This window comes from Bradyrhizobium sp. B039 (genome assembly GCF_038965675.1).
Lineage (GTDB): Bacteria > Pseudomonadota > Alphaproteobacteria > Rhizobiales > Xanthobacteraceae > Bradyrhizobium > Bradyrhizobium diazoefficiens.
The window spans coordinates 8303653-8321150 of sequence record NZ_CP152416.1 but is presented as its reverse complement, the minus strand read 5'-3'; the positions used below and the strand labels follow the sequence as shown (position 1 = coordinate 8321150).

The following is a 17498-nucleotide window of genomic DNA, read 5'->3' as shown; positions in this document are numbered from 1 at the left end:
GCCGCCGGGAGGTTAACATGAGATTAATCGCGATTGCCATAGCCGCTGTCACGACGATGCTGGCGGGGCCCGCATCGGCCCAGCAATGGCCGGCGCGCAGCGTCAAGCTGATCGTGCCCTATCCGGCCGGCGGCAATGTCGACAGCGCCGCGCGCATCGTCGCCGACAAGCTCCAGGAAAAGCTCGGTCAGCCCTTCATCATCGAGAACAAGGCCGGCGCCGGCGGCATGATCGCGGGCGAGGCTTTCGCGAAATCGGCGCCCGACGGCTATACGCTGTTCGTCGGCGCCAACGGCCCGGTGTTGTTCGCGACCGAGATCAACAAGCGCGATGCCTATAGCTGGAAGAAGGATTTCCTGCCGATCTCGACCATCTCGATGACGCCGCTGGTGCTCGAGGTGCATCCCTCCGTCCAGGCCAACAATTTCAAGGAATTCATCGACCTCGCCAAGCGCGAGCCCGGTAAGCTGACGATGGCCTCGCCCGGCCCCGGCACCACCAATCATCTGCTCAGCGAATTGATGCAGTCGAATCTCGACCTGCAATGGGTCACCGCGCACTACCGCGGCAACGCGCCGGCCATCAACGATCTGCTCGGCGGCCAGGTGCAGTTCGCGTTCGACCAGCTCACGGTCAGCCTCCAGCACATCAAGGCCGGCCTGTTCCGCGCGCTCGCGGTCACCAGCCCGCACCGGCTGAAGTCGCTGCCTGATGTCCCGACCTTCACCGAGCTCGGCTACAAGGATTTCGACGGCCAGACTTTCACCGGCCTGTTCGCGCCCGCGGGCACGCCGGCGCCTGTTGTCGACAAGCTGCACGAGACGCTGGTTGCGATCCTGAAAGACCCGGGCGTGGTGGACAAGTTCGAAAAGCTGGGCGGGGAAGCCGTCGCGATGACGCCGGGCGAGTTCAAGGCCTATCTCGAGCGCGAGGACGCCAAGTGGATTCCGGTCGTGCGCAAGGCCAACATCAAGGCGGACTGAGCAATGCGGATCGATCCCACCGAGCTCGGCGCGGAGCGCATCTACCGGCTGATGACCGGCATCGTGGTGCCGCGCCCGATCGCCTGGGTGACGAGCCTGTCACGCTCCGGGGTGCTCAACCTCGCGCCCTTCAGCGCCTTCACCTTCGTCTCGCAGAAGCCGCCGATGCTCGCCATCAGCGTCGGCCGCAAGGGCGCGGACTACAAGGACACCGCGCACAACATCCTCGACACCGAGGAATACGTCATCCACATCGCCGATACCCCGCTGATGTCTGCGGTGCACGACAGCTCGATCGAGCACCCGCCTGAAGTCAGCGAGGTCGCGGAGCTCGGCCTGGAGACGCTTAGCTGCGAGCGCATCAAGGTGCCGCGGCTCGCGGCCGCACCTGTCGCGATGGAGTGCCGCTTCCGGCAGTGCCTCGAATTCGGCGACGCGCGCAGCCGGCTGATCGTCGGCGAGGTCGTGATGTTCCACATTCGCGACGGCCTCGTGGAAAACGGCAAGGTCGAGACCCGGGCGCTCGATCCGATCGCGCGCATCGGCGGGCCGCGCTACGCCCGCCTCGGCGAGATCGTGACGCTGAACACCGTCTTTCAAACTCCCAAATCGACCGACTGAGCGCGCGGCCCATCGCGGCCCTTGTGCCCAAGACCATTGGAGAAAACCACAATGCGACTCCTGAGCTATCTCTCGGACGGCGAGGCGCGCTACGGCGCGGCCGTCGCGGGCGGCGTGGTCGATCTGACCCGGCGGATCGGCCGCGACTTCTCCGACGTGAAGGCGCTGATCGCGGCCAATGCGCTGGCGGACGCGCAGGAAGTGATCGCCGATCAGCAACCGGACTACGCGCTCGATGATCTGGTCCTGCTGCCGCCGGTGCTGGCGCCCGAAAAGCTCTGGTGCATCGGCGTCAACTACGCCGAGCGCAACGCTGAATATAAAGACAATTCGGACCTGCCCAAATATCCGAGCCTGTTCGTGCGCAGCATGTCGTCGATGACAGGCTCCGGCCAGCCGCTGGAGAAGCCCAAAGTCTCGGATCAGCTCGACTATGAAGGCGAGCTCGTCATCGTGATCGGGCAGGAAGGCCGCCACATCCCACGCGAGAAGGCGTGGTCGCACATCTTCGGCATGACGCTGTGCAACGAAGGCACAATCCGCGACTGGCTGCGCCACGGCAAGTTCAACGTCACGCAAGGCAAGAATTTCGACCGCTCCGGCAGCATCGGCCCGTGGATCGTCACGGCGGACGAGCTCGACCCGCGCGGACCTCATGACATCACCACGCGCGTCAACGGCGAGGTGCGGCAGCAGGACACCACCGAGCGGCTGATGTTCCCGTTCGACTTCCTGATCTCCTATCTCTCCACCTTCGCCACCCTGAAGCCCGGCGACATGATCGTGACGGGTACGCCGACCGGGGCGGGCGCGCGCTTCGATCCGCCGCGCTGGCTGAAAGTCGGCGACGTCGTCGAGGTCGAGTCGAGCCGCATCGGCGTGCTGCGCAACACCGTGGCTGCGGAGCAATAGACCATGCTGGATGCCGCCACGATCGAACGCCTTGCCGCGCGCCTGGACGAGGCCGAGCGCACCAAGGCGCGGATCCCGATGTTCTCGAAAGAATATCCCGGCCTCACGATCGAGGACGCCTACGCCATCCAGCGCGCCTGGACGAAACTCCAGCTCGGGCGCGGCCGCGTCATCAAGGGCCACAAGATCGGCCTGACCTCGAAGGCGATGCAGAACGCGGTCGGCATCTCCGAGCCCGACTACGGCGTGCTGTTCGCCGACATGTTCTATGCCGACGCCACGCCCATCCCGTTCGATCGCTTTCACGCGCCACGGATCGAGGTCGAGCTCGCCTTCGTGCTGAAGGCGCCGCTGCGCGGGCCCGACTGCACCATCTTCGACGTGCTCAACGCCACCGACTACGTGACGCCGGCGCTGGAGATCTTGGAGACGCGCATGCACCGCGTCGATCCTGAAACGGGCAAGACGCGAAAGGTCATGGACACGATCTCGGACAACGCCGCGAACGCCGCGCTGGTGCTCGGTGGCCGGCCGTTCCGCCCGATGGATGCGGATCTGCGCTGGATCGGCGCGCTGCTGTTCCGCAACGGCGAGGTCGAGGAGACCGGGCTTGCCGCCGGCGTGCTCAATCATCCCGCCAACGGCATCGCCTGGCTCGCCAACCGGCTCGCGCCGCATGACGAATATCTCAGGGCCGGCGAGGTGGTGCTGGCGGGATCGTTCACGCGGCCGGTGGACATCCGCCGCGGCGACACGTTCCACGCCGACTACGGCGCGTTCGGCTCGGTGTCGTGCCAGTTCGTCTGAACCAACACACAAGAGGGAGCGCACCATGACACGGCGCAAGAGCATCCACATCGGCGGCTTCAAGCACGCCAATCCGATTCCGAACGCTTGCCGCATCGGCAATCTCGTGATGTCGGGCGTCATCCTTGGCCGCGATGCGGCCGGCGCGATGCCCGTGAGTCTCGACGCGCAATGCGCCAACATGTTCGCGCACATGAAGGCGACGGTGGAGGCCGCCGGCGGCACCACCGACGACATCATCAAGATGACGGTGTGGCTGAAGGACCGCTCGCAGCGCGGGCCCGTCAATGTCGAGTGGCTCAAGATGTTTCCGGACGAGCATTCGCGCCCGGCGCGCCACGCGCTGCCGATGGACAATATGGACGGCGGCGCGCTGGTGCAGTGCGACTTCACCGCCGTGATCGACTGAAGGAGATTTGCGCATGCCGACTTATCTGCCGTTCGACCCCAACCCGCGCCGCCCGGTCAAGGCGCCGCCACTGAGGACCATCGACAGCCAGTTCCACGTGCTGGGGCCCATCGAGAAATATCCGGAGCGCCCCGGCGCGGCCTATCGAATGCCGACCGCGACCTGGGAAGCGGCGCTGCGTATGCACAAGGCGCTCGGCATCGAGCGCGGCATCATCGTGCAGACCACGACCTATGGCGCAGATCATGCCGTCGTGCTCGACGCCCTCGCGGCGATGGGTCCGAACTACCGCGGCTGTGCCAACGCGCTGGTGTTTGCCGAGGCGAACGATTCCTATCTCGTAAAGCTGCATGACGCCGGCGTCCGCGGCGCGCGCTTCAGCTTCCGCCAGGAACTCGGCGCCGTGCTGTCGGATGCCGATTTCGCCCGCGCCATCGCCCGCATCCGCGAGCTCGGCTGGTACGTCAAGATCCAGCCGGAGAAGGACGGTATCGTCTCCAGCGTCGCGAAGTACGAGAATCTCGACGTTCCCGTGCTGATCGACCACATGGCGCGCCCCGATCCGCAAGCCGGCAAGGACGATCCGAACCTGCGCAAGATGCTGGAGCTGCTCAAGAAGGGCAATTTCTGGGTGATGCTGTCGCTCGGCGAGAAGACCTCGAAGGCCGGCCCGCCCTACGACGACGTGATCCCGATCGCGCGCGCCTATATCGAGGCAGCAAGCGACCGCTGCGTCTGGGCCAGCGACTGGCCGCATCCGGTCTCCGTCAAGCAGCCGCCCAACGATGCCGACCTGCTCGAGCTGATGTACCGCTACGCGGCGGACCAGGCGGAGTTGGAAAAGATCCTGGTGCACAATCCGGCAAAGCTGTTCGGCTTTGCCGACTGATCGACTCCGGTCGCGATCGGGCCTGGCACCTCAGGGCGAGATGATCCGGTCGCGCATGGCGATCATCACGGCCTGCGTGCGGGTGGCTGCGCCGAGCTTCTTGCAGCAGCTCTTGATGTGCGCCTTCACTGTGCGTCTCGTGATGGCCAGGGCGTCGGCGATCTCATCGCTGGATCGTCCGACGGCCGCCAGCGTCAGCACCTCGCGCTCGCGCAAGGACAGTGCGTGCTGCGGAGCCGCGGGCAGGCCGCGCAGCTTCAGCACCCGGTCGAAGGCGTAAAGCGCCATGAGGTGGAGCGCCGGGAGATCGCGCTCCGGCAGATCGATCTCGGCGCCGCCGAACCACACCTGGCCGGTGCGGCCCGTCGGCGAGATGACCGGGATCACCACGCCATCCACCATGCCGAAGTCGCGGGCGCGTCGCACGAGCTCGACGGCGCGCGGCTCCCGTTCCGGATCGTACGGCGCTTCCCTGAACCAGCGGAACGGCTGAAGTGTTGTCCTGCAATAACGCAGCGCGGGATCGTGCCACACATACTGCGCCTCGGAATACATATCGAGAAAGCCGGCCGGCAACCGTTCGGCGAGAACCGCCTCGCGCGGCGATTCGGTCGACAGCGGGGCGACATAGGAGCTGCAGAAATAGTCGAAGCCGTGCTGGCCGAGCGTGCGGCTCATCGCATCCAGAATGCTCGCGACATCAGGAAGCTGCCGCACTGTCTCGACGAAATCGAATGCTCGACTGCGGACCACGTCCATCGGCAGCCTACGATCAGTCCTTGAGGGATCGGCGCTACGCTACCCTTCCAGGCGCCGAGTGTAGGACGTCAATGCTGTAACTGCAACCTGCGCGAAACTCGCCAGCTTCATGAACGCGATCCGCGAGGCGTGAGGATCGGCCATACCTGGCTCGGCCGTGTGATGCCTTGATCACCGGGCCGGTTGCGCCGCCAGCCGGTCACGCACCTCGGCCGCGATCTCGAACGAGCGCAGCCGGGCGGCGTGGTCGTAGATCTGGCCGGTGGTCATCAATTCGTCCGCGCCGGTCTCGGCGATCAGCGCCTTCAGCTTATCTTCGACCACGGTGGGCGAGCCGACCGCGGAGCAGGACAGCGACTGGCCGACCATGGCCTTCTCCGCCGGCGACCACAGCGCGTCCATGTCGTCGACCGGCGGCGGCAGCGGGCCGGGCGTGCCGCGGCGCAGATTGATGAACTGCTGCTGCAGCGAGGAGAACATGCGCTGCGCCTCGGCGTCGCTCTCCGCCGCGAACACGTTGACACCGACCATCGCATAGGGCCTTTCGAGCTGCGCCGACGGCTCGAAGCGCGCGCGATACTCGCGCAGCGCCGGCATCATCATCTGCGGCGCGAAATGCGAGGCGAAGGCGAAGGGCAGGCCGAGCATGGCCGCAAGCTGCGCGCCGAACGTGCTCGAGCCGAGGATCCAGAGCGGCACCTTGGTCCCCATGCCGGGCACGGCGCGGATCGTCTGGTTTGGCTGCACATCGCCAAGCAGCGCCTGCAACTCCAGCACGTCATGCGGAAAGTTCTCGGAACTGGTGGCGAGGTCGCGCCGCAGCGCCCTTGCTGTGAACTGGTCGGTGCCCGGCGCGCGCCCGAGCCCGAGATCGATGCGCCCCGGATAGAGCGACTCCAGCGTGCCGAACTGCTCGGCGATGACCAGCGGCGAATGGTTCGGCAGCATGACCCCACCGGAGCCGACGCGGATCGTCTTCGTGCCGCCCGCGACATGCCCGATCACGACAGAGGTCGCCGCGCTGGCGATGCCCGTCATGTTGTGATGCTCGGCCAGCCAGAACCGCTTGTAGCCCCAGGCCTCGGCGTGCTGAGCAAGATCAAGCGAATTGCGAAACGCCTGCGCGGCGTCGCCACCCTGGCGGATGGGAGCGAGGTCGAGCACGGAGAAGGGGATCATGCGTGGGGGGCCGAGTGGAGGGCGATATGCGCCGGGGCTCCATATGTAGTACCTGCCAGCCCGAATGTTAGCGTTGCAGTGTCGATCGGACACCGGCGCAACGATGCCATTCGGAATTGTCGCGGGTGACCGGCGAACTGCCAGATAGCGTTTTTGACCCAGCGGACTCCCAGCGCAGGTTTGATTTACGTCAACATTCAAAACCTGGCTTCATTTTCACTTCCGACATTGGTTGCTTCGATTTCCTTCCTGGAGAGGTACGATGGCCAATCCGACCAAGCTCTCGGTTGAGAAAGCGCTCGAAAAGATACGTCAGCGCGACGAGCCGAAATCAGAGAATTCACGCCTTGATGAAAAAACCGACGCTCTCAATGAAGAGATAAAACGTATGAGAGCACAAAGGCTCCGCCTTGAACGACAAAAGGGCAAGCGTGGCTGAATAGCGCGTAGGATGGGTAGAGCACTTGCGAAACCCCATCATGTTTCGTCGTCGAACAAAGCCTCGATGGGTTTCGCTTCGCTCAACCCATCCCACGAGGCTGTCTGAGCGGCCTGCGCCTCCGTTCACAACACTGTTATTGCGACCTATGGCGCCCTTTGTCGCAACTGGGCGTCTCGTGCGTGTTGTTGTATGCTTGGCAGAGCGACTGAACGGTCGCCAGGAGGAATCGACATGACCATGGTCGTACTCAACCGCCGCAACCTCCTCGCCGCCGGTGGCTCCGTTCTCGCAACCGGAGTTTTGGCGGCCGGCGTTCCCGGGCTCCTGCTGCCGGCCCGCGCGGACGGACTCGCGCCGACCGAGACGATGTCGGGCGGGGCGAACAACTACCGCAAGGGCGCGGCGATCGTGGACCGCATCGGCAAGGGCGGCTTCTGGATGAGCGGCACCGTCCGCCGCGCCGGTGACGGCGCTCCGCTGGCCGGGCAGCGCATCCAGATCTGGGCGCACACGGTCGAAGGACAGGAGCACGAGCCGCAGAGCCATGGCGCCACGCTCACCGACAAGGACGGCAAGTTCCGGCTCGAGATGCCTCAGATCATTCCGATCTTCGGCCAGCCGCACGGTCACCTCGCCTATGACAGCGGTGAATTCATGACCGTCTTCCTGCGGCCGGTGATGCGGAGCGCAAAGGAAACCAGCCTCGAGGCGCACTTCGTTCTGCAGCCGGCCTGAGCGAATTGCGAACGACGGGGTGGAAACTGGCCCGGGTGATCCTGATCTGGGGCGCCTTGGCTTCGGCCATTGGCGTGCCGATCGCTGCTGCCGCAGGAAGCGAGCAGCTCGCATGGCGCGGTCCGGTCTATATCCTTGCCGGATTCGCCGGGATCTTTGCCCTCGGTCTCGTGCTGGTTCAGCCTCTGCTGATCGGCGGATATTTGCCGGGGTTCTCGGCCTATCGCGGACGTCGCGCGCATCACTGGATCGGCGGCGCGCTGGCCGCGGCGATCGTGATCCATGTCGCCGGCCTCTGGATCACCAGTCCCCCCGACATGATCGACGCCCTGACTTTCTCGTCGCCGACGCCGTTCTCGCCTTTCGGCGTGATCGCCATGTGGGCCATCTTCATCGTCGCGCTCCTGGCTCTACTGCGCCGGCGGTTGGGACTGCGACCGCGAACGTGGCGCTTCGTTCATATGCCTCTCGCGATCGTCATCGTCGCAGGCAGCGCGGTCCATTGCCTGCTGATCGAGGGAACAATGGAGACGATCTCGAAGGCGGCGCTTTGCGCGCTCGTCCTCGCGGCAACCGTGAAAGCCATGGTTGACCTGCAGGTGTGGCGAAAGCGAAGGGCGCTCCGCGGCAGTGAGCCAAAGCGGCTTAATGCGTAGGATGGGTAGAGCGAAGCGAAACCCATCATGCTTCGACACCGAACAAGCCCTCGATGGGTTTCGCTTCGCTCCACCCATCCTACGAAACTTTGCTGGTCATATTGTTCGAACACGCTGAGCGCCGTCACCGCCGATATCTGCTCTGCTTGTCGGAGATAGCGACGGGGCGTATCCTCGCCCGATGGCTGTCAATGCCCCCGATCTGAAAGCGTTCCTGCTCGCGACGCCGTTCTTCGGCGGTCTTTCGGACACAGGTCTCGACCTCCTGATGTCGATGCTGGTCGAGTGCCGCTTCGAAGCCGGCGCGACTGTCGTGGCGGAAGGCGAGCCGGGACGCTCGATGTTCATCGTCAGATCCGGCCGGCTGGCGGTGAGCAAACGGGCGACTTCGGGAAGCGTCATCCCGATTTCCATTCTGGAGCGAGGGGATTTCTTCGGCGAGATGACGCTGATCGAAATGCAAAACCGCTCCGCCACTGTGGTCGCGGAGAGCTCGACGGTGCTGTACGAGCTGACGGCTCAAAAACTCTACGCCTGCTACAAGGCCGATATCCACGCCTACGTGATCGTCCTGCAGAACATCAACCGCGAGCTTTGCCGCCGGCTGCGCCGTGCGGATGATCGCTTTGCTGGGCATCAGGTGGGTGAAGACAGCTGATCATGCGTAGGATGGGTAGAGCGAAGCGAAACCCATCATGTTTCGACACCGAGCAAGACGCCGATGGGTTTCGCTTCGCTCTACCAAGGCTGGTGCGGCTAGAGCAGCGCCATTGAGTGCAGCGAGTTTCTGTGAAAGCCGAAGGCAACCAAGCCGGACAGAAGCAGCACAGTCCCAGTCACGATCAGGCAACACGCAAACACTATCGGAGCCTCGGGTTCGTTATGAATGACAAAGACGATAATAGATAAAACTTTACCGACAATCGAAAGGAAGAATTAACCTTACTTGCGCGGACCAACAGGTAGGAACCTCGGCATCGGGTCTTTGGGACGCGTCGTCGGGCTTGTGTCTCCATGCACGCCAATTTGCCTGTCGGGCAAAACACCCGCCTCACACCAAAACCCCGTCAATCCCCCGCCGCAAAAATATTCCACTTTACCGAAATTCGGAATTACGGCATTGTCTCGCCATCCCGGTCCTCGGAGAGGGGCGATCGTACGTCGTAACGAACGTGGATCGGGGTGCGGTGGACGCGGCTGCGTCGGGCACGCGAATGCGGGACCAGGGCGAGATGAACCTCGTGAGGTCCTTGCTCGGTGCGGACGGACGGCGCCGAAGTCCGGCGAAGCTGTTAAAGCGAAGCCGGATGAGCTGCGTACGGCAAAAACGCGTGGTCCTGACCGTCGTTGCTACGGTCAAGCCTTGCGGAGATGAATCGGGGCTCGACCGGGTCTCGGGCATCGCCAATTCGCAAGGTGACGGAGGCCAGAAGGAACTCGGCTCCGGGGAGAGCGCGCATACGCCGTCAACCCATCGCGCAGGGAAGGCCGGGTGTTTTCCGGCCCACCTGTTGTCCCGCCTGCGCATTTGCGTGTGCAAATTCTTCGCGCAGCGGATCGTGGGTGCCAGCCGGCACCCGGCCTTCCCTGCGCCCTCTTCACCTAAAGAGGGTCAAGGAGAGAGCAAGACTCGGGCACTGCATGCCGCGAGAATGCCGATCTGTGCGTGATTTGACCCAGAGAATGGTGCTGCCAGACAGGATTGAACTGTCGACCTCTCCATTACCAATGGAGTGCTCTACCACTGAGCTACGGCAGCATGTGCTGGGATCTAGAATCGGCCGCCACGAGGGGCCTACCAAGCGGGCCGATATCTGCCACAAGCCCCCCTCCTGTGCAAGCTTGCAAGCCCTGCCAAAGCGAGAAAATCGGGCCGATATCGGGGCCAAAATGCCTGTTTTGGCTCGAAACGACCGCCTTTCCGTCGATTCGGGTTCCGATTTCCCCACCCAACTGGCCAGTTGGCCGAGCTGCCGGATTCGCCTCATTTGGAATTTCGCACGATCGGATCGCGCGGGCCTCTTGAGCTGCCACGTTCATTGGGCATGTTATCGCCGATCGCTGCAATGGACCGGTGATGGCTGACGAGAGCGACAAGAGCACGAGGCAAGATTCGAGGCAGGGCCGGGCATCCCGGGACGACCGGCTGAAGTCGGCGCTGCGCGAAAACCTGAAGCGGAGGAAGCTGCAGGCGCGCGAACGCGCCGCAAGCGCCGAGCCCTCGCAGAATGACGATGCATCCCTAAATGAGGGGGCCGCCGGCAAGACCGGCGGTTAAAATCCGGCGGCTGGAATTTTTGGAGTTGAGCGACGTGGCAATGGGGCAAGACGGACAGCAACGAAACGACCGTGAGGCGCTGATGTCGCGGTTCGCGCGCCCCGAGCAGACCTTTCCCGCGCTGACATCGGCCGAGATCGAGCGCATCAGGCATTTCGGCGAGCTCCGCACCTATTCGGATCGCGAGCTGCTGTTCGAGACCGGCAAGCCGGGGCCCGGCATGTTCGTCATCCTGAAGGGCCACGTCGCCATCACCCAGCGCGACGGGCTCGGTCATGTCAGCCCGGTGATCGACCAGGGACCCGGCCAGTTCCTGGCCGAGCTCGGCCAGCTCTCGGGGAGGCCGGCGCTGGTCGACGGACGCGCCGAGGGCGATGTCGAGGTGGTCCTGATCCCGCCGGACCGGCTGCGGGCCCTGCTGGTCGCCGAAGCCGAGCTCGGCGAGCGCATCATGCGCGCGCTGATTCTGCGCCGGGTCAGCCTGATCCAGGGCGGCGTCGGTGGCCCGGTGCTGATCGGGCCGTCGAACTCCGCCGGCGTGGTGCGCTTGCAGGGCTTCCTCACCCGCAACGGCCAGCCGCATCATCTGCTCGATGCCGACAGCGAGCACGACGCGGCCGAGGTGATCGCGCGTTATTCGCCGAAGCCGGAAGATTGGCCGCTGGTCGTCACCGCCGACGGCAGCGTGCTGCGCAATCCCAGCGAGATCGAGCTCGGGCGCGCCATCGGCATGATCGGCGGGGCGAAGGATGATCGGATCTACGACGTCGCGATCGTCGGCTGCGGGCCGGCAGGGCTCGCGACCGCGGTCTACGCGGCCTCCGAAGGTCTCTCGGTTGCGGTCGTCGATACGCGCGCCTTCGGCGGCCAGGCCGGCGCCAGCGCGCGCATCGAGAACTATCTCGGCTTTCCGACCGGCATCTCGGGTCAGGCCCTGGCCGGCCGCGCCTTCACCCAGGCGCAGAAGTTCGGCGCCGAGATCATGATCCCGATGTCGGTGAAGTCGCTGGACTGTTCGCGCAGTGGCGGCACCTTCGCCCTCGCGCTGGATTGCGGCGACACATTGCGCTCGCGCGCGGTGGTGGTCGCGAGCGGCGCGCGCTATCGCCGGCCGGAGATCGCAAAGCTCGACACGTTCGAGGGCCGCGGCGTCTGGTACTGGGCCTCTCCGGTCGAGGCGAAGCTGTGCGCCGGCGAGGAGGTCGCCCTGGTCGGCGCCGGCAATTCGGCGGGCCAGGCCGCCGTGTTCCTGTCGGGTCACGCCAAGAAGGTGCTGATGATCATCCGCGGCGGCGGTCTGGGCGCCAGCATGTCGCGCTATCTCATCGAGCGCATCGAAGCGACGCCGAACATCGAATTGATGTTCAACACCGAGATCACGGCGCTCGAGGGCGACGAGGCCTCGCTGCTGCGGCGCATCCGCTGGAAGAGCCGGCTGTCGAGCGACGAGGATTCTGCCGACATCCGCAATCTCTTTCTGTTCGTCGGCGCCGATCCCGCCACCGGCTGGCTCGACGGCTGCGGCGTGACGCTCGATCGCGGCGGCTTCGTCGTGACGGGCGCGCAGTCCGAGCAGAACCAGGGCCGGCTCGTGGCGCCGCTGGAGACCTCCGTGCCCGGCGTCTACGCCGTCGGCGACGTCCGCTCCGGCTCGGTCAAGCGCGTCGGCGGCGCCATCGGCGAGGGCGCGCAAGTCGTCGCATCGCTGCACGGCTATCTCGGCGACGCCGCAAAACCGGCGCTTTAGTCAAGGAGAAGGCAAGGGAATGGCAAGTCGAATCCGGCTTGCCATCTTGCTGCGTCCCACAGACTATCGCCTGGTCGCGAGGCCAATCGCGCGTGGAAAAACAAGGATTCCCAAGGGAGGACTCAATGGCTGAAATCGTCGTGCTCTACAAAACACCCAAGGATGCTGCGGCCTTCGACAAGTACTACGCCGAGACCCACATTCCGCTCGCCAAGAAGCTTCCCGGCCTGAAGAAATACGCCGTCAGCAAGGGGCCGGTCGCATCTCCCGCAGGTCCTTCCGGAATCCATCTCGTCGCCATTCTCACCTTCGACAGCGTGGCCGACATTCAGGCGGCATTCGCCAGTCCGGAAGGCAAGGCGACAGGCGCCGACGTGCCGAAATTCGCCAGCGGCGGTGCCGACCTCTTGATCTTCGACACCAAGGAAGCGTGAACAATCGATTCAATTTTGGTCGAAGCCTGCTGTCGTTTGTGACAGCGATGCAAAAAAAAATCAGCCATGCGTTTGTCGATTCGCACGATGACGCATGGCTTTGCCCATGCGTGTGACGACAACGCATGTGGCAATCTCATGAGGGGCGTAATACTAATCTCCATCTCAATGCAGAGAGTAGGAGAGATGTCATGGTTCTTGGGTTGAGCTTGCCCGTCTTCACGATGGTCCATGTCATCATAAGCCTGATCGCCATCGTCGCCGGCCTCGTCGTGATGTTCGGCCTGCTCGGCTCGAAGCCGATGCCGGGCCTCACCGCGATCTTCCTGCTGTTCACGATCCTCACCAGCGCGACCGGCTTCCTGTTTCCGTTCAAGGAGCTGTTGCCCTCGCACATCATCGGCATCATTTCGCTGGTGCTGCTCGCGATCGCCTGCATCGCGCTCTACGGCATGAAGCTCGCGGGCGTCTGGCGCCCGGTCTACATCGTCACCGCGATGATCTCGCTGTACTTCAACGTCTTCGTGCTGGTGATCCAGTCGTTCCTGAAAGTGCCGGCGCTCGCCGCGCTCGCGCCCGCCGTGCCGCCGGCGCCGCCGTCCGGCCCGGTGTTCGCCGTGGTGCAGGGCATCGTGCTGGTGTTCTTCGTGGTGCTGACCATCGGCGCCTGGCGCCGCTTCAAGCCGATGGCGTTTGTCTGATCGCCCGATTCTCGTGGTCTCGGGCGGTGCGGGGCATCGCCCTTGGAACATCGCGCAACCATCTTGATGTCGCCGGCTCGCGGTTCGCGGGCCCCGGAATGATTCTCACTGAAGGAGCCCCACCATGCCCACCATCACCACCAAAGACGGCGTCGAGATCTTTTTCAAGGACTGGGGCTCGGGCCAGCCGATCGTGTTCAGCCATGGCTGGCCGCTGTCGTCGGACGACTGGGACGCGCAGATGATGTTCTTCGTCGCGCGCGGCTACCGCGTCATTGCCCATGACCGCCGCGGTCACGGCCGCTCGTCGCAGGTCGCAGACGGCCACGACATGGATCACTATGCGGACGATCTTGCGGCGGTCACCGCGCATCTCGACCTGAAGAATGCCATCCACGTCGGCCATTCCACCGGCGGCGGCGAGGTCGTGCATTACATCGCGCGCCATGGCGAGAGCCGGGTGGCGAAGGCCGCGATCCTCTCCGCGGTGCCGCCGCTGATGGTGCAGACCGCAGCCAATCCCGGCGGCCTGCCGAAGAGCGTGTTCGACGACTTCCAGGTGCAACTCGCCGCCGGCCGCTCGGCCTTCTACCGCGACATCGCCGCCGGCCCGTTCTACGGCTACAACCGTCCCGGCGCAAAACCGTCGGAAGCGGTGATCCAGAACTGGTGGCGCCAGGGCATGATGGGCGGCGCCAAGGCGCATTACGACGGCATCGTCGCGTTCTCGCAGACCGACTTCACGGAGGATCTGAAGAAGATCAGCGTGCCCGTGCTGGTGATGCACGGCGACGACGACCAGATCGTGCCTTACGCCGATTCCGCGCCGTTGTCCGCGAAGCTGCTCAAGAAGGGCATCCTGAAGACCTACAAGGGCTTCCCGCACGGCATGCCGACGACGCATGCCGAGACCATCAACGCGGACCTGCTGGCGTTCTTCAAAGAGTAAGTCCGCGCTTACCCTCCCCTCCAGGGGAGGGTAAGCGATCACTTCAATATCGCCCTGATCGCATCGAACGTGCGCTTCACGAAAGCCTCCGGCTTCTCCCGCGCACCTTCGCCGATCCAGCTCTCGCCGCCGACGCGCATCGCGCCGGTGGCGATCATGGCGACGAGCCGGGCCTTCAGCCGGTCCGACTTGCGGCCGGAGCGTTGCGTGAGCCCGTCCGCGAGCGCGCGCTCGAGCTTTTCGTATTTGAGCTGGTCGCGCGCGTGGAGCGCGGGATTGTCGCGTTTGAGCCGCGACATCGCTGCCGCCTCGGTCGGATCGATCCGCTTGACCGCCGCGGCGATCGCATTCTCCGCCGCCGTCAGCATGGATTCGTCCGCAGGCCGTGCGAGAATCTCGGAGACCAGCGCGGCCGCGGCATCCTCCTGCCAGGCGGCGACGACGTCCTCTTTCGAGGCGAAGTAGTGGAAGAAGCTGCGGCGCGACACATCGGCAGCGGCCGCGATGTCGTCGATAGTCGTGGTCTCGAAGCCGCGCTCCAGGAACAGCGCCATCGCCGCGCGCTTCAGCCGCTCGCGGGTCTGCTGCTGCTTGCGCTCGCGCAGGCCGGGCGCCGCCGGGGATTTTTCTCCGGAGGACAAGGGCTTGACGCGTCTGCTAGCCTGCTTCGAAGCCTTCAAATTATTTCACCTCTTGCAAATTTGCACTTAGTGCACATTTAGACCGGTCGCGGGCCTTATTCCACCCCTGCTAGCCTGGAGCTATGGCATGACCGACTGGACCACGGCAGACATCCCCTCCCTCAGCGGCAGGACCGCCGTCGTGACCGGCGCGACGGGCGGGCTCGGCTACGAGACGGCGATGGCGCTGGCGGGCGCCGGTGCCATTGTCATACTCACCGGACGCAACGACGCAAAGGGCCTGCGGGCGATCGAGGGCATTTGCGAGCGGTTTCCCAATGCGCTGATCGCCTACGAGCATCTCGACCTCGCCAGCCTGTCCTCCGTGGCCGATTTCGCCAAGCGCTTTGCCGCCGGCAACGAGCAGCTCGACCTCCTCGTCAACAATGCCGGCGTGATGGCGCTGCCGAAACGGCAGCAGACCGAGGATGGCTTCGAGATGCAGCTCGGTACCAACTATCTCGGCCATTACGCGCTGACGGCGCGCCTGTTGCCGCAGCTTCGCCGGGCGAAAGCGTCTCGAATCGTCAATCTCTCGAGCCTCGCGCACCGCTCCGGCGCGATCAATTTCGATGATCTGCAAGGCAAGCGTTCCTATCGTCCGTGGCGGGCCTATTGCCAGTCGAAGCTGGCGATGCTGATGTTTGCCTTGGAATTGCAGCGTCGCAGCCTCGCCGCCGGCTGGGGCGTGACCAGCGTTGCCGCCCATCCCGGCTACGCGCGGACCGATCTCATTGCGAACGGGCCGGGCGCCAACACGCTCCAGTGGCGCGTCGGCCGTTGGCTGCAGCCGTTTATCAGCCAGTCCGCCGCCGAGGGCGCGCTGCCCACGCTGTTCGCGGCGACCTCGCCGGCGGCCGAGCCCGGCGGCTATTACGGTCCGAACGGGTTCTATGAATTGAAGGGGCCGCCAGCGCCGGCGAAGATCATGCCATGGGCCAAGGATTTCGCCGCGGCGGCCATGCTGTGGGATGTCTCGGCAACGCTGACCGGTGTATCCTTCGACGACATCGCGGTCGCCGCATGAGCCGCGACGCTGTTGGGGACGTCCCGATGCAAGTCATCATCTTTGGCGCGACCGGCATGGTCGGGCAGGGCGTCTTGCGCGAGTGCCTGGTCGATGCCGGCATCGACCGCGTGCTCGTGGTCGGCCGCAGTCCGACCGGCGTGCGCAACGCCAAGCTCACCGAGATCATCCACGACGATTTCACGAACTATTCGGCGATCGAGTCTCAACTGACCGGCTTCGACGCCTGCTTCTTCTGCCTCGGCGTCTCCTCGATCGGCATGAGCGAGGAGCGCTATCGTCATCTCACCTATGACCTCACGCTCGCCGCGGCGACGACGCTGGCGCGGCTCAATCCGCAGATGATTTTCACCTATGTCACCGGCGCCCGCACCGACTCCACCGAGCAGGGCTCGCGGATGTGGGCGCGGGTCAAGGGCAAGACCGAAAACGATCTGCTCAAGCTGCCGTTCAAGGGCGCCTACATGTTCCGGCCCGGCGCGATCCAGCCCCTGCATGGTGCCCGCTCCAAGACCGCCTGGGTGCAGGCCGTGTACGCCGCAACCTGGCCACTCTGGTCGGTGCTGCGCCGGATTTCGCCGCGGCTCGTCACCTCCACCGAGCAGATGGGCCGCGCCATGATCCGCGTCGCCCGGGAGGGGTATCCGCGCAAGGTGCTGGAGATGGAGGATATCAATAGCCTCTAGTCCGCCGGGTCGTTAGTTCTAAGGAAATTTCCGCGGCCGCGCGCGTTGGGCCGTATCCGCCCCCCCAGGAGAAATGCCGGCGATGTCGCCCCAGCTCAAACTGATCGCGCTCGATGCCGACGATCTCGCCGTGATCTCCACCCATGTGCAGGATGCCCGGGTGCAGGCCTCGGACATCATCTGGCGGCAGAGCGAGAAGCGGCTGGTGGTCGGCATGAGCCGGCTGGACTGGGAGCAGACGCTGGACGGCGAGACCGAGCCGCGCCGGCTGGTCGCCGCGCTCCGCTTCGATCGCGTGCTTGCCTGCAAATCGCGCAACATCGACCTTGGAGCCCCGGACGAGGTCCTGGACCTCGTCGGCATCGAGTTTCACCCCCAGGACGGCCACGACGAGGAGCCCGGCGGCAGCGCACTGCTCTTGTTCGCCCAGGGCGGCGCCATCCGCCTCGATGTCGAATGCCTCGAATGCGAGCTGACCGATCTCGGGGCGGACGAACTGGGGACGGGGATCGAAGCGGAGGGGTGAGGAATGGGAATGACCCCACTCCTGCTGTCGTCCTGGCGAAAGCCAGGACCCATTACCACCGGTGGTCGTGATGGAGTG

The 17498-nt window shown here is 64.8% G+C and carries 21 protein-coding genes and 1 tRNA gene; 18 read left to right on the top strand and 4 right to left on the bottom strand.

Annotation, left to right across the window (positions count from 1 at the left end; genetic code table 11):
* Positions 1–17 precede the first annotated feature (17 nt).
* The 6 genes from AAFG50_RS39255 to AAFG50_RS39230 are packed head-to-tail and all read left to right on the top strand — an operon-like array spanning position 18 to position 4621.
* Positions 18–983: a tripartite tricarboxylate transporter substrate binding protein gene (locus tag AAFG50_RS39255; RefSeq protein ID WP_028173663.1), complete on the top strand. Its 966-nt coding sequence runs from the start codon at positions 18–20 to the stop codon at positions 981–983.
* A gap of 3 nt (positions 984–986) precedes the next feature.
* Positions 987–1604 (top strand): flavin reductase family protein, encoded by a 618-nt coding sequence (locus AAFG50_RS39250; RefSeq protein WP_028173662.1) that lies wholly within the window; start codon positions 987–989, stop codon positions 1602–1604.
* Between the two features lie 51 nt (positions 1605–1655).
* Positions 1656–2516 (top strand): fumarylacetoacetate hydrolase family protein, encoded by an 861-nt coding sequence (locus AAFG50_RS39245; protein WP_028173661.1) that lies wholly within the window; start codon positions 1656–1658, stop codon positions 2514–2516.
* A 3-nt stretch (positions 2517–2519) separates the two neighbouring features.
* On the top strand, positions 2520–3323 hold the full coding sequence (gene hpaH, locus AAFG50_RS39240) for a 2-oxo-hept-4-ene-1,7-dioate hydratase (RefSeq protein WP_028173660.1): 804 nt from the start codon (positions 2520–2522) through the stop codon (positions 3321–3323).
* 25 nt (positions 3324–3348) lie between these two features.
* On the top strand, positions 3349–3732 hold the full coding sequence (locus tag AAFG50_RS39235) for a RidA family protein (protein ID WP_011084059.1): 384 nt from the start codon (positions 3349–3351) through the stop codon (positions 3730–3732).
* Positions 3733–3745: 13 nt separating this feature from the next.
* On the top strand, positions 3746–4621 hold the full coding sequence (locus AAFG50_RS39230) for an amidohydrolase family protein (RefSeq protein ID WP_028173659.1): 876 nt from the start codon (positions 3746–3748) through the stop codon (positions 4619–4621).
* Positions 4622–4651: 30 nt separating this feature from the next.
* Here AAFG50_RS39230 and AAFG50_RS39225 read toward each other — a convergent pair whose 3' ends face one another.
* Both AAFG50_RS39225 and AAFG50_RS39220 read right to left on the bottom strand, forming a co-directional pair.
* Complete coding sequence (locus AAFG50_RS39225) at positions 4652–5380, bottom strand: LuxR family transcriptional regulator (RefSeq protein ID WP_028173658.1); 729 nt, start codon at positions 5378–5380, stop codon at positions 4652–4654.
* 171 nt (positions 5381–5551) lie between these two features.
* The gene (locus AAFG50_RS39220) at positions 5552–6559 is read right to left on the bottom strand and encodes an LLM class flavin-dependent oxidoreductase (RefSeq protein WP_028173657.1); all 1008 of its coding nucleotides are present in this window, start codon (positions 6557–6559) and stop codon (positions 5552–5554) included.
* Between the two features lie 262 nt (positions 6560–6821).
* Here AAFG50_RS39220 and AAFG50_RS39215 point away from each other — a divergent pair, with 262 nt between their 5' ends.
* The 4 genes from AAFG50_RS39215 to AAFG50_RS39200 all read left to right on the top strand — a co-directional run bounded on the left by AAFG50_RS39215 (position 6822) and on the right by AAFG50_RS39200 (position 9050).
* Complete coding sequence (locus AAFG50_RS39215) at positions 6822–6998, top strand: hypothetical protein (protein WP_166466027.1); 177 nt, start codon at positions 6822–6824, stop codon at positions 6996–6998.
* A 234-nt stretch (positions 6999–7232) separates the two neighbouring features.
* Positions 7233–7736, top strand: coding sequence for a twin-arginine translocation pathway signal (locus tag AAFG50_RS39210; RefSeq protein ID WP_028173656.1), 504 nt, complete (start codon positions 7233–7235; stop codon positions 7734–7736).
* 35 nt (positions 7737–7771) lie between these two features.
* Positions 7772–8392: a ferric reductase-like transmembrane domain-containing protein gene (locus tag AAFG50_RS39205; protein WP_028173655.1), complete on the top strand. Its 621-nt coding sequence runs from the start codon at positions 7772–7774 to the stop codon at positions 8390–8392.
* 181 nt (positions 8393–8573) lie between these two features.
* Complete coding sequence (locus AAFG50_RS39200) at positions 8574–9050, top strand: cyclic nucleotide-binding domain-containing protein (RefSeq protein WP_028173654.1); 477 nt, start codon at positions 8574–8576, stop codon at positions 9048–9050.
* A gap of 1026 nt (positions 9051–10076) precedes the next feature.
* Here the strand turns inward: AAFG50_RS39200 and AAFG50_RS39195 are convergent.
* Positions 10077–10151: transfer RNA gene (locus tag AAFG50_RS39195), tRNA-Thr, on the bottom strand.
* 318 nt (positions 10152–10469) lie between these two features.
* Between AAFG50_RS39195 and AAFG50_RS39190 the strand changes: the two genes are divergently transcribed.
* From AAFG50_RS39190 to AAFG50_RS39170, 5 genes are all read left to right on the top strand, one after another.
* On the top strand, positions 10470–10670 hold the full coding sequence (locus tag AAFG50_RS39190) for a hypothetical protein (protein ID WP_028173646.1): 201 nt from the start codon (positions 10470–10472) through the stop codon (positions 10668–10670).
* Between the two features lie 40 nt (positions 10671–10710).
* Positions 10711–12417 (top strand): FAD-dependent oxidoreductase, encoded by a 1707-nt coding sequence (locus tag AAFG50_RS39185; RefSeq protein WP_028173645.1) that lies wholly within the window; start codon positions 10711–10713, stop codon positions 12415–12417.
* A gap of 125 nt (positions 12418–12542) precedes the next feature.
* Complete coding sequence (locus tag AAFG50_RS39180) at positions 12543–12851, top strand: EthD family reductase (RefSeq protein ID WP_028173644.1); 309 nt, start codon at positions 12543–12545, stop codon at positions 12849–12851.
* A gap of 191 nt (positions 12852–13042) precedes the next feature.
* Positions 13043–13552 (top strand): hypothetical protein, encoded by a 510-nt coding sequence (locus AAFG50_RS39175; RefSeq protein ID WP_028173643.1) that lies wholly within the window; start codon positions 13043–13045, stop codon positions 13550–13552.
* 124 nt (positions 13553–13676) lie between these two features.
* Entirely contained in the window at positions 13677–14501 is an 825-nt protein-coding gene (locus tag AAFG50_RS39170) for an alpha/beta hydrolase (protein ID WP_028173642.1), read from the top strand.
* Between the two features lie 38 nt (positions 14502–14539).
* Here the strand turns inward: AAFG50_RS39170 and AAFG50_RS39165 are convergent, their stop codons facing one another.
* Positions 14540–15181, bottom strand: coding sequence for a TetR/AcrR family transcriptional regulator (locus tag AAFG50_RS39165; protein ID WP_028173641.1), 642 nt, complete (start codon positions 15179–15181; stop codon positions 14540–14542).
* An 88-nt stretch (positions 15182–15269) separates the two neighbouring features.
* Between AAFG50_RS39165 and AAFG50_RS39160 the strand changes: the two genes are divergently transcribed.
* From AAFG50_RS39160 to AAFG50_RS39150, 3 genes are all read left to right on the top strand, one after another.
* On the top strand, positions 15270–16208 hold the full coding sequence (locus AAFG50_RS39160; RefSeq protein WP_028173640.1) for an SDR family oxidoreductase: 939 nt from the start codon (positions 15270–15272) through the stop codon (positions 16206–16208).
* Positions 16209–16234: 26 nt separating this feature from the next.
* Positions 16235–16894 carry an NAD-dependent epimerase/dehydratase family protein gene (locus tag AAFG50_RS39155; RefSeq protein ID WP_028173639.1) on the top strand — a complete coding sequence of 220 codons (660 nt, stop codon included), beginning with the start codon at positions 16235–16237 and terminating at the stop codon, positions 16892–16894.
* Between the two features lie 82 nt (positions 16895–16976).
* Positions 16977–17420 carry a DUF2948 family protein gene (locus tag AAFG50_RS39150; protein WP_028173638.1) on the top strand — a complete coding sequence of 148 codons (444 nt, stop codon included), beginning with the start codon at positions 16977–16979 and terminating at the stop codon, positions 17418–17420.
* Positions 17421–17498: the final 78 nt, after the last annotated feature.

Coding starts and splice junctions, on each gene's coding strand:
- AAFG50_RS39245 (WP_028173661.1), top strand. CDS start 1,656: ATGCGACTCCTGAGCTATCTCTCGGACGGCGAGGCGCGCTACGGCGCG.
- AAFG50_RS39185 (WP_028173645.1), top strand. CDS start 10,711: ATGGGGCAAGACGGACAGCAACGAAACGACCGTGAGGCGCTGATGTCG.
- hpaH (WP_028173660.1), top strand. CDS start 2,520: ATGCTGGATGCCGCCACGATCGAACGCCTTGCCGCGCGCCTGGACGAG.
- AAFG50_RS39150 (WP_028173638.1), top strand. CDS start 16,977: ATGTCGCCCCAGCTCAAACTGATCGCGCTCGATGCCGACGATCTCGCC.
- AAFG50_RS39160 (WP_028173640.1), top strand. CDS start 15,270: ATGACCGACTGGACCACGGCAGACATCCCCTCCCTCAGCGGCAGGACC.
- AAFG50_RS39190 (WP_028173646.1), top strand. CDS start 10,470: ATGGCTGACGAGAGCGACAAGAGCACGAGGCAAGATTCGAGGCAGGGC.
- AAFG50_RS39200 (WP_028173654.1), top strand. CDS start 8,574: ATGGCTGTCAATGCCCCCGATCTGAAAGCGTTCCTGCTCGCGACGCCG.
- AAFG50_RS39175 (WP_028173643.1), top strand. CDS start 13,043: ATGGTTCTTGGGTTGAGCTTGCCCGTCTTCACGATGGTCCATGTCATC.
- AAFG50_RS39235 (WP_011084059.1), top strand. CDS start 3,349: ATGACACGGCGCAAGAGCATCCACATCGGCGGCTTCAAGCACGCCAAT.
- AAFG50_RS39215 (WP_166466027.1), top strand. CDS start 6,822: ATGGCCAATCCGACCAAGCTCTCGGTTGAGAAAGCGCTCGAAAAGATA.
- AAFG50_RS39180 (WP_028173644.1), top strand. CDS start 12,543: ATGGCTGAAATCGTCGTGCTCTACAAAACACCCAAGGATGCTGCGGCC.
- AAFG50_RS39250 (WP_028173662.1), top strand. CDS start 987: ATGCGGATCGATCCCACCGAGCTCGGCGCGGAGCGCATCTACCGGCTG.
- AAFG50_RS39255 (WP_028173663.1), top strand. CDS start 18: ATGAGATTAATCGCGATTGCCATAGCCGCTGTCACGACGATGCTGGCG.
- AAFG50_RS39170 (WP_028173642.1), top strand. CDS start 13,677: ATGCCCACCATCACCACCAAAGACGGCGTCGAGATCTTTTTCAAGGAC.
- AAFG50_RS39155 (WP_028173639.1), top strand. CDS start 16,235: ATGCAAGTCATCATCTTTGGCGCGACCGGCATGGTCGGGCAGGGCGTC.
- AAFG50_RS39230 (WP_028173659.1), top strand. CDS start 3,746: ATGCCGACTTATCTGCCGTTCGACCCCAACCCGCGCCGCCCGGTCAAG.
- AAFG50_RS39220 (WP_028173657.1), bottom strand. CDS start 6,559: ATGATCCCCTTCTCCGTGCTCGACCTCGCTCCCATCCGCCAGGGTGGC.
- AAFG50_RS39210 (WP_028173656.1), top strand. CDS start 7,233: ATGACCATGGTCGTACTCAACCGCCGCAACCTCCTCGCCGCCGGTGGC.
- AAFG50_RS39225 (WP_028173658.1), bottom strand. CDS start 5,380: ATGGACGTGGTCCGCAGTCGAGCATTCGATTTCGTCGAGACAGTGCGG.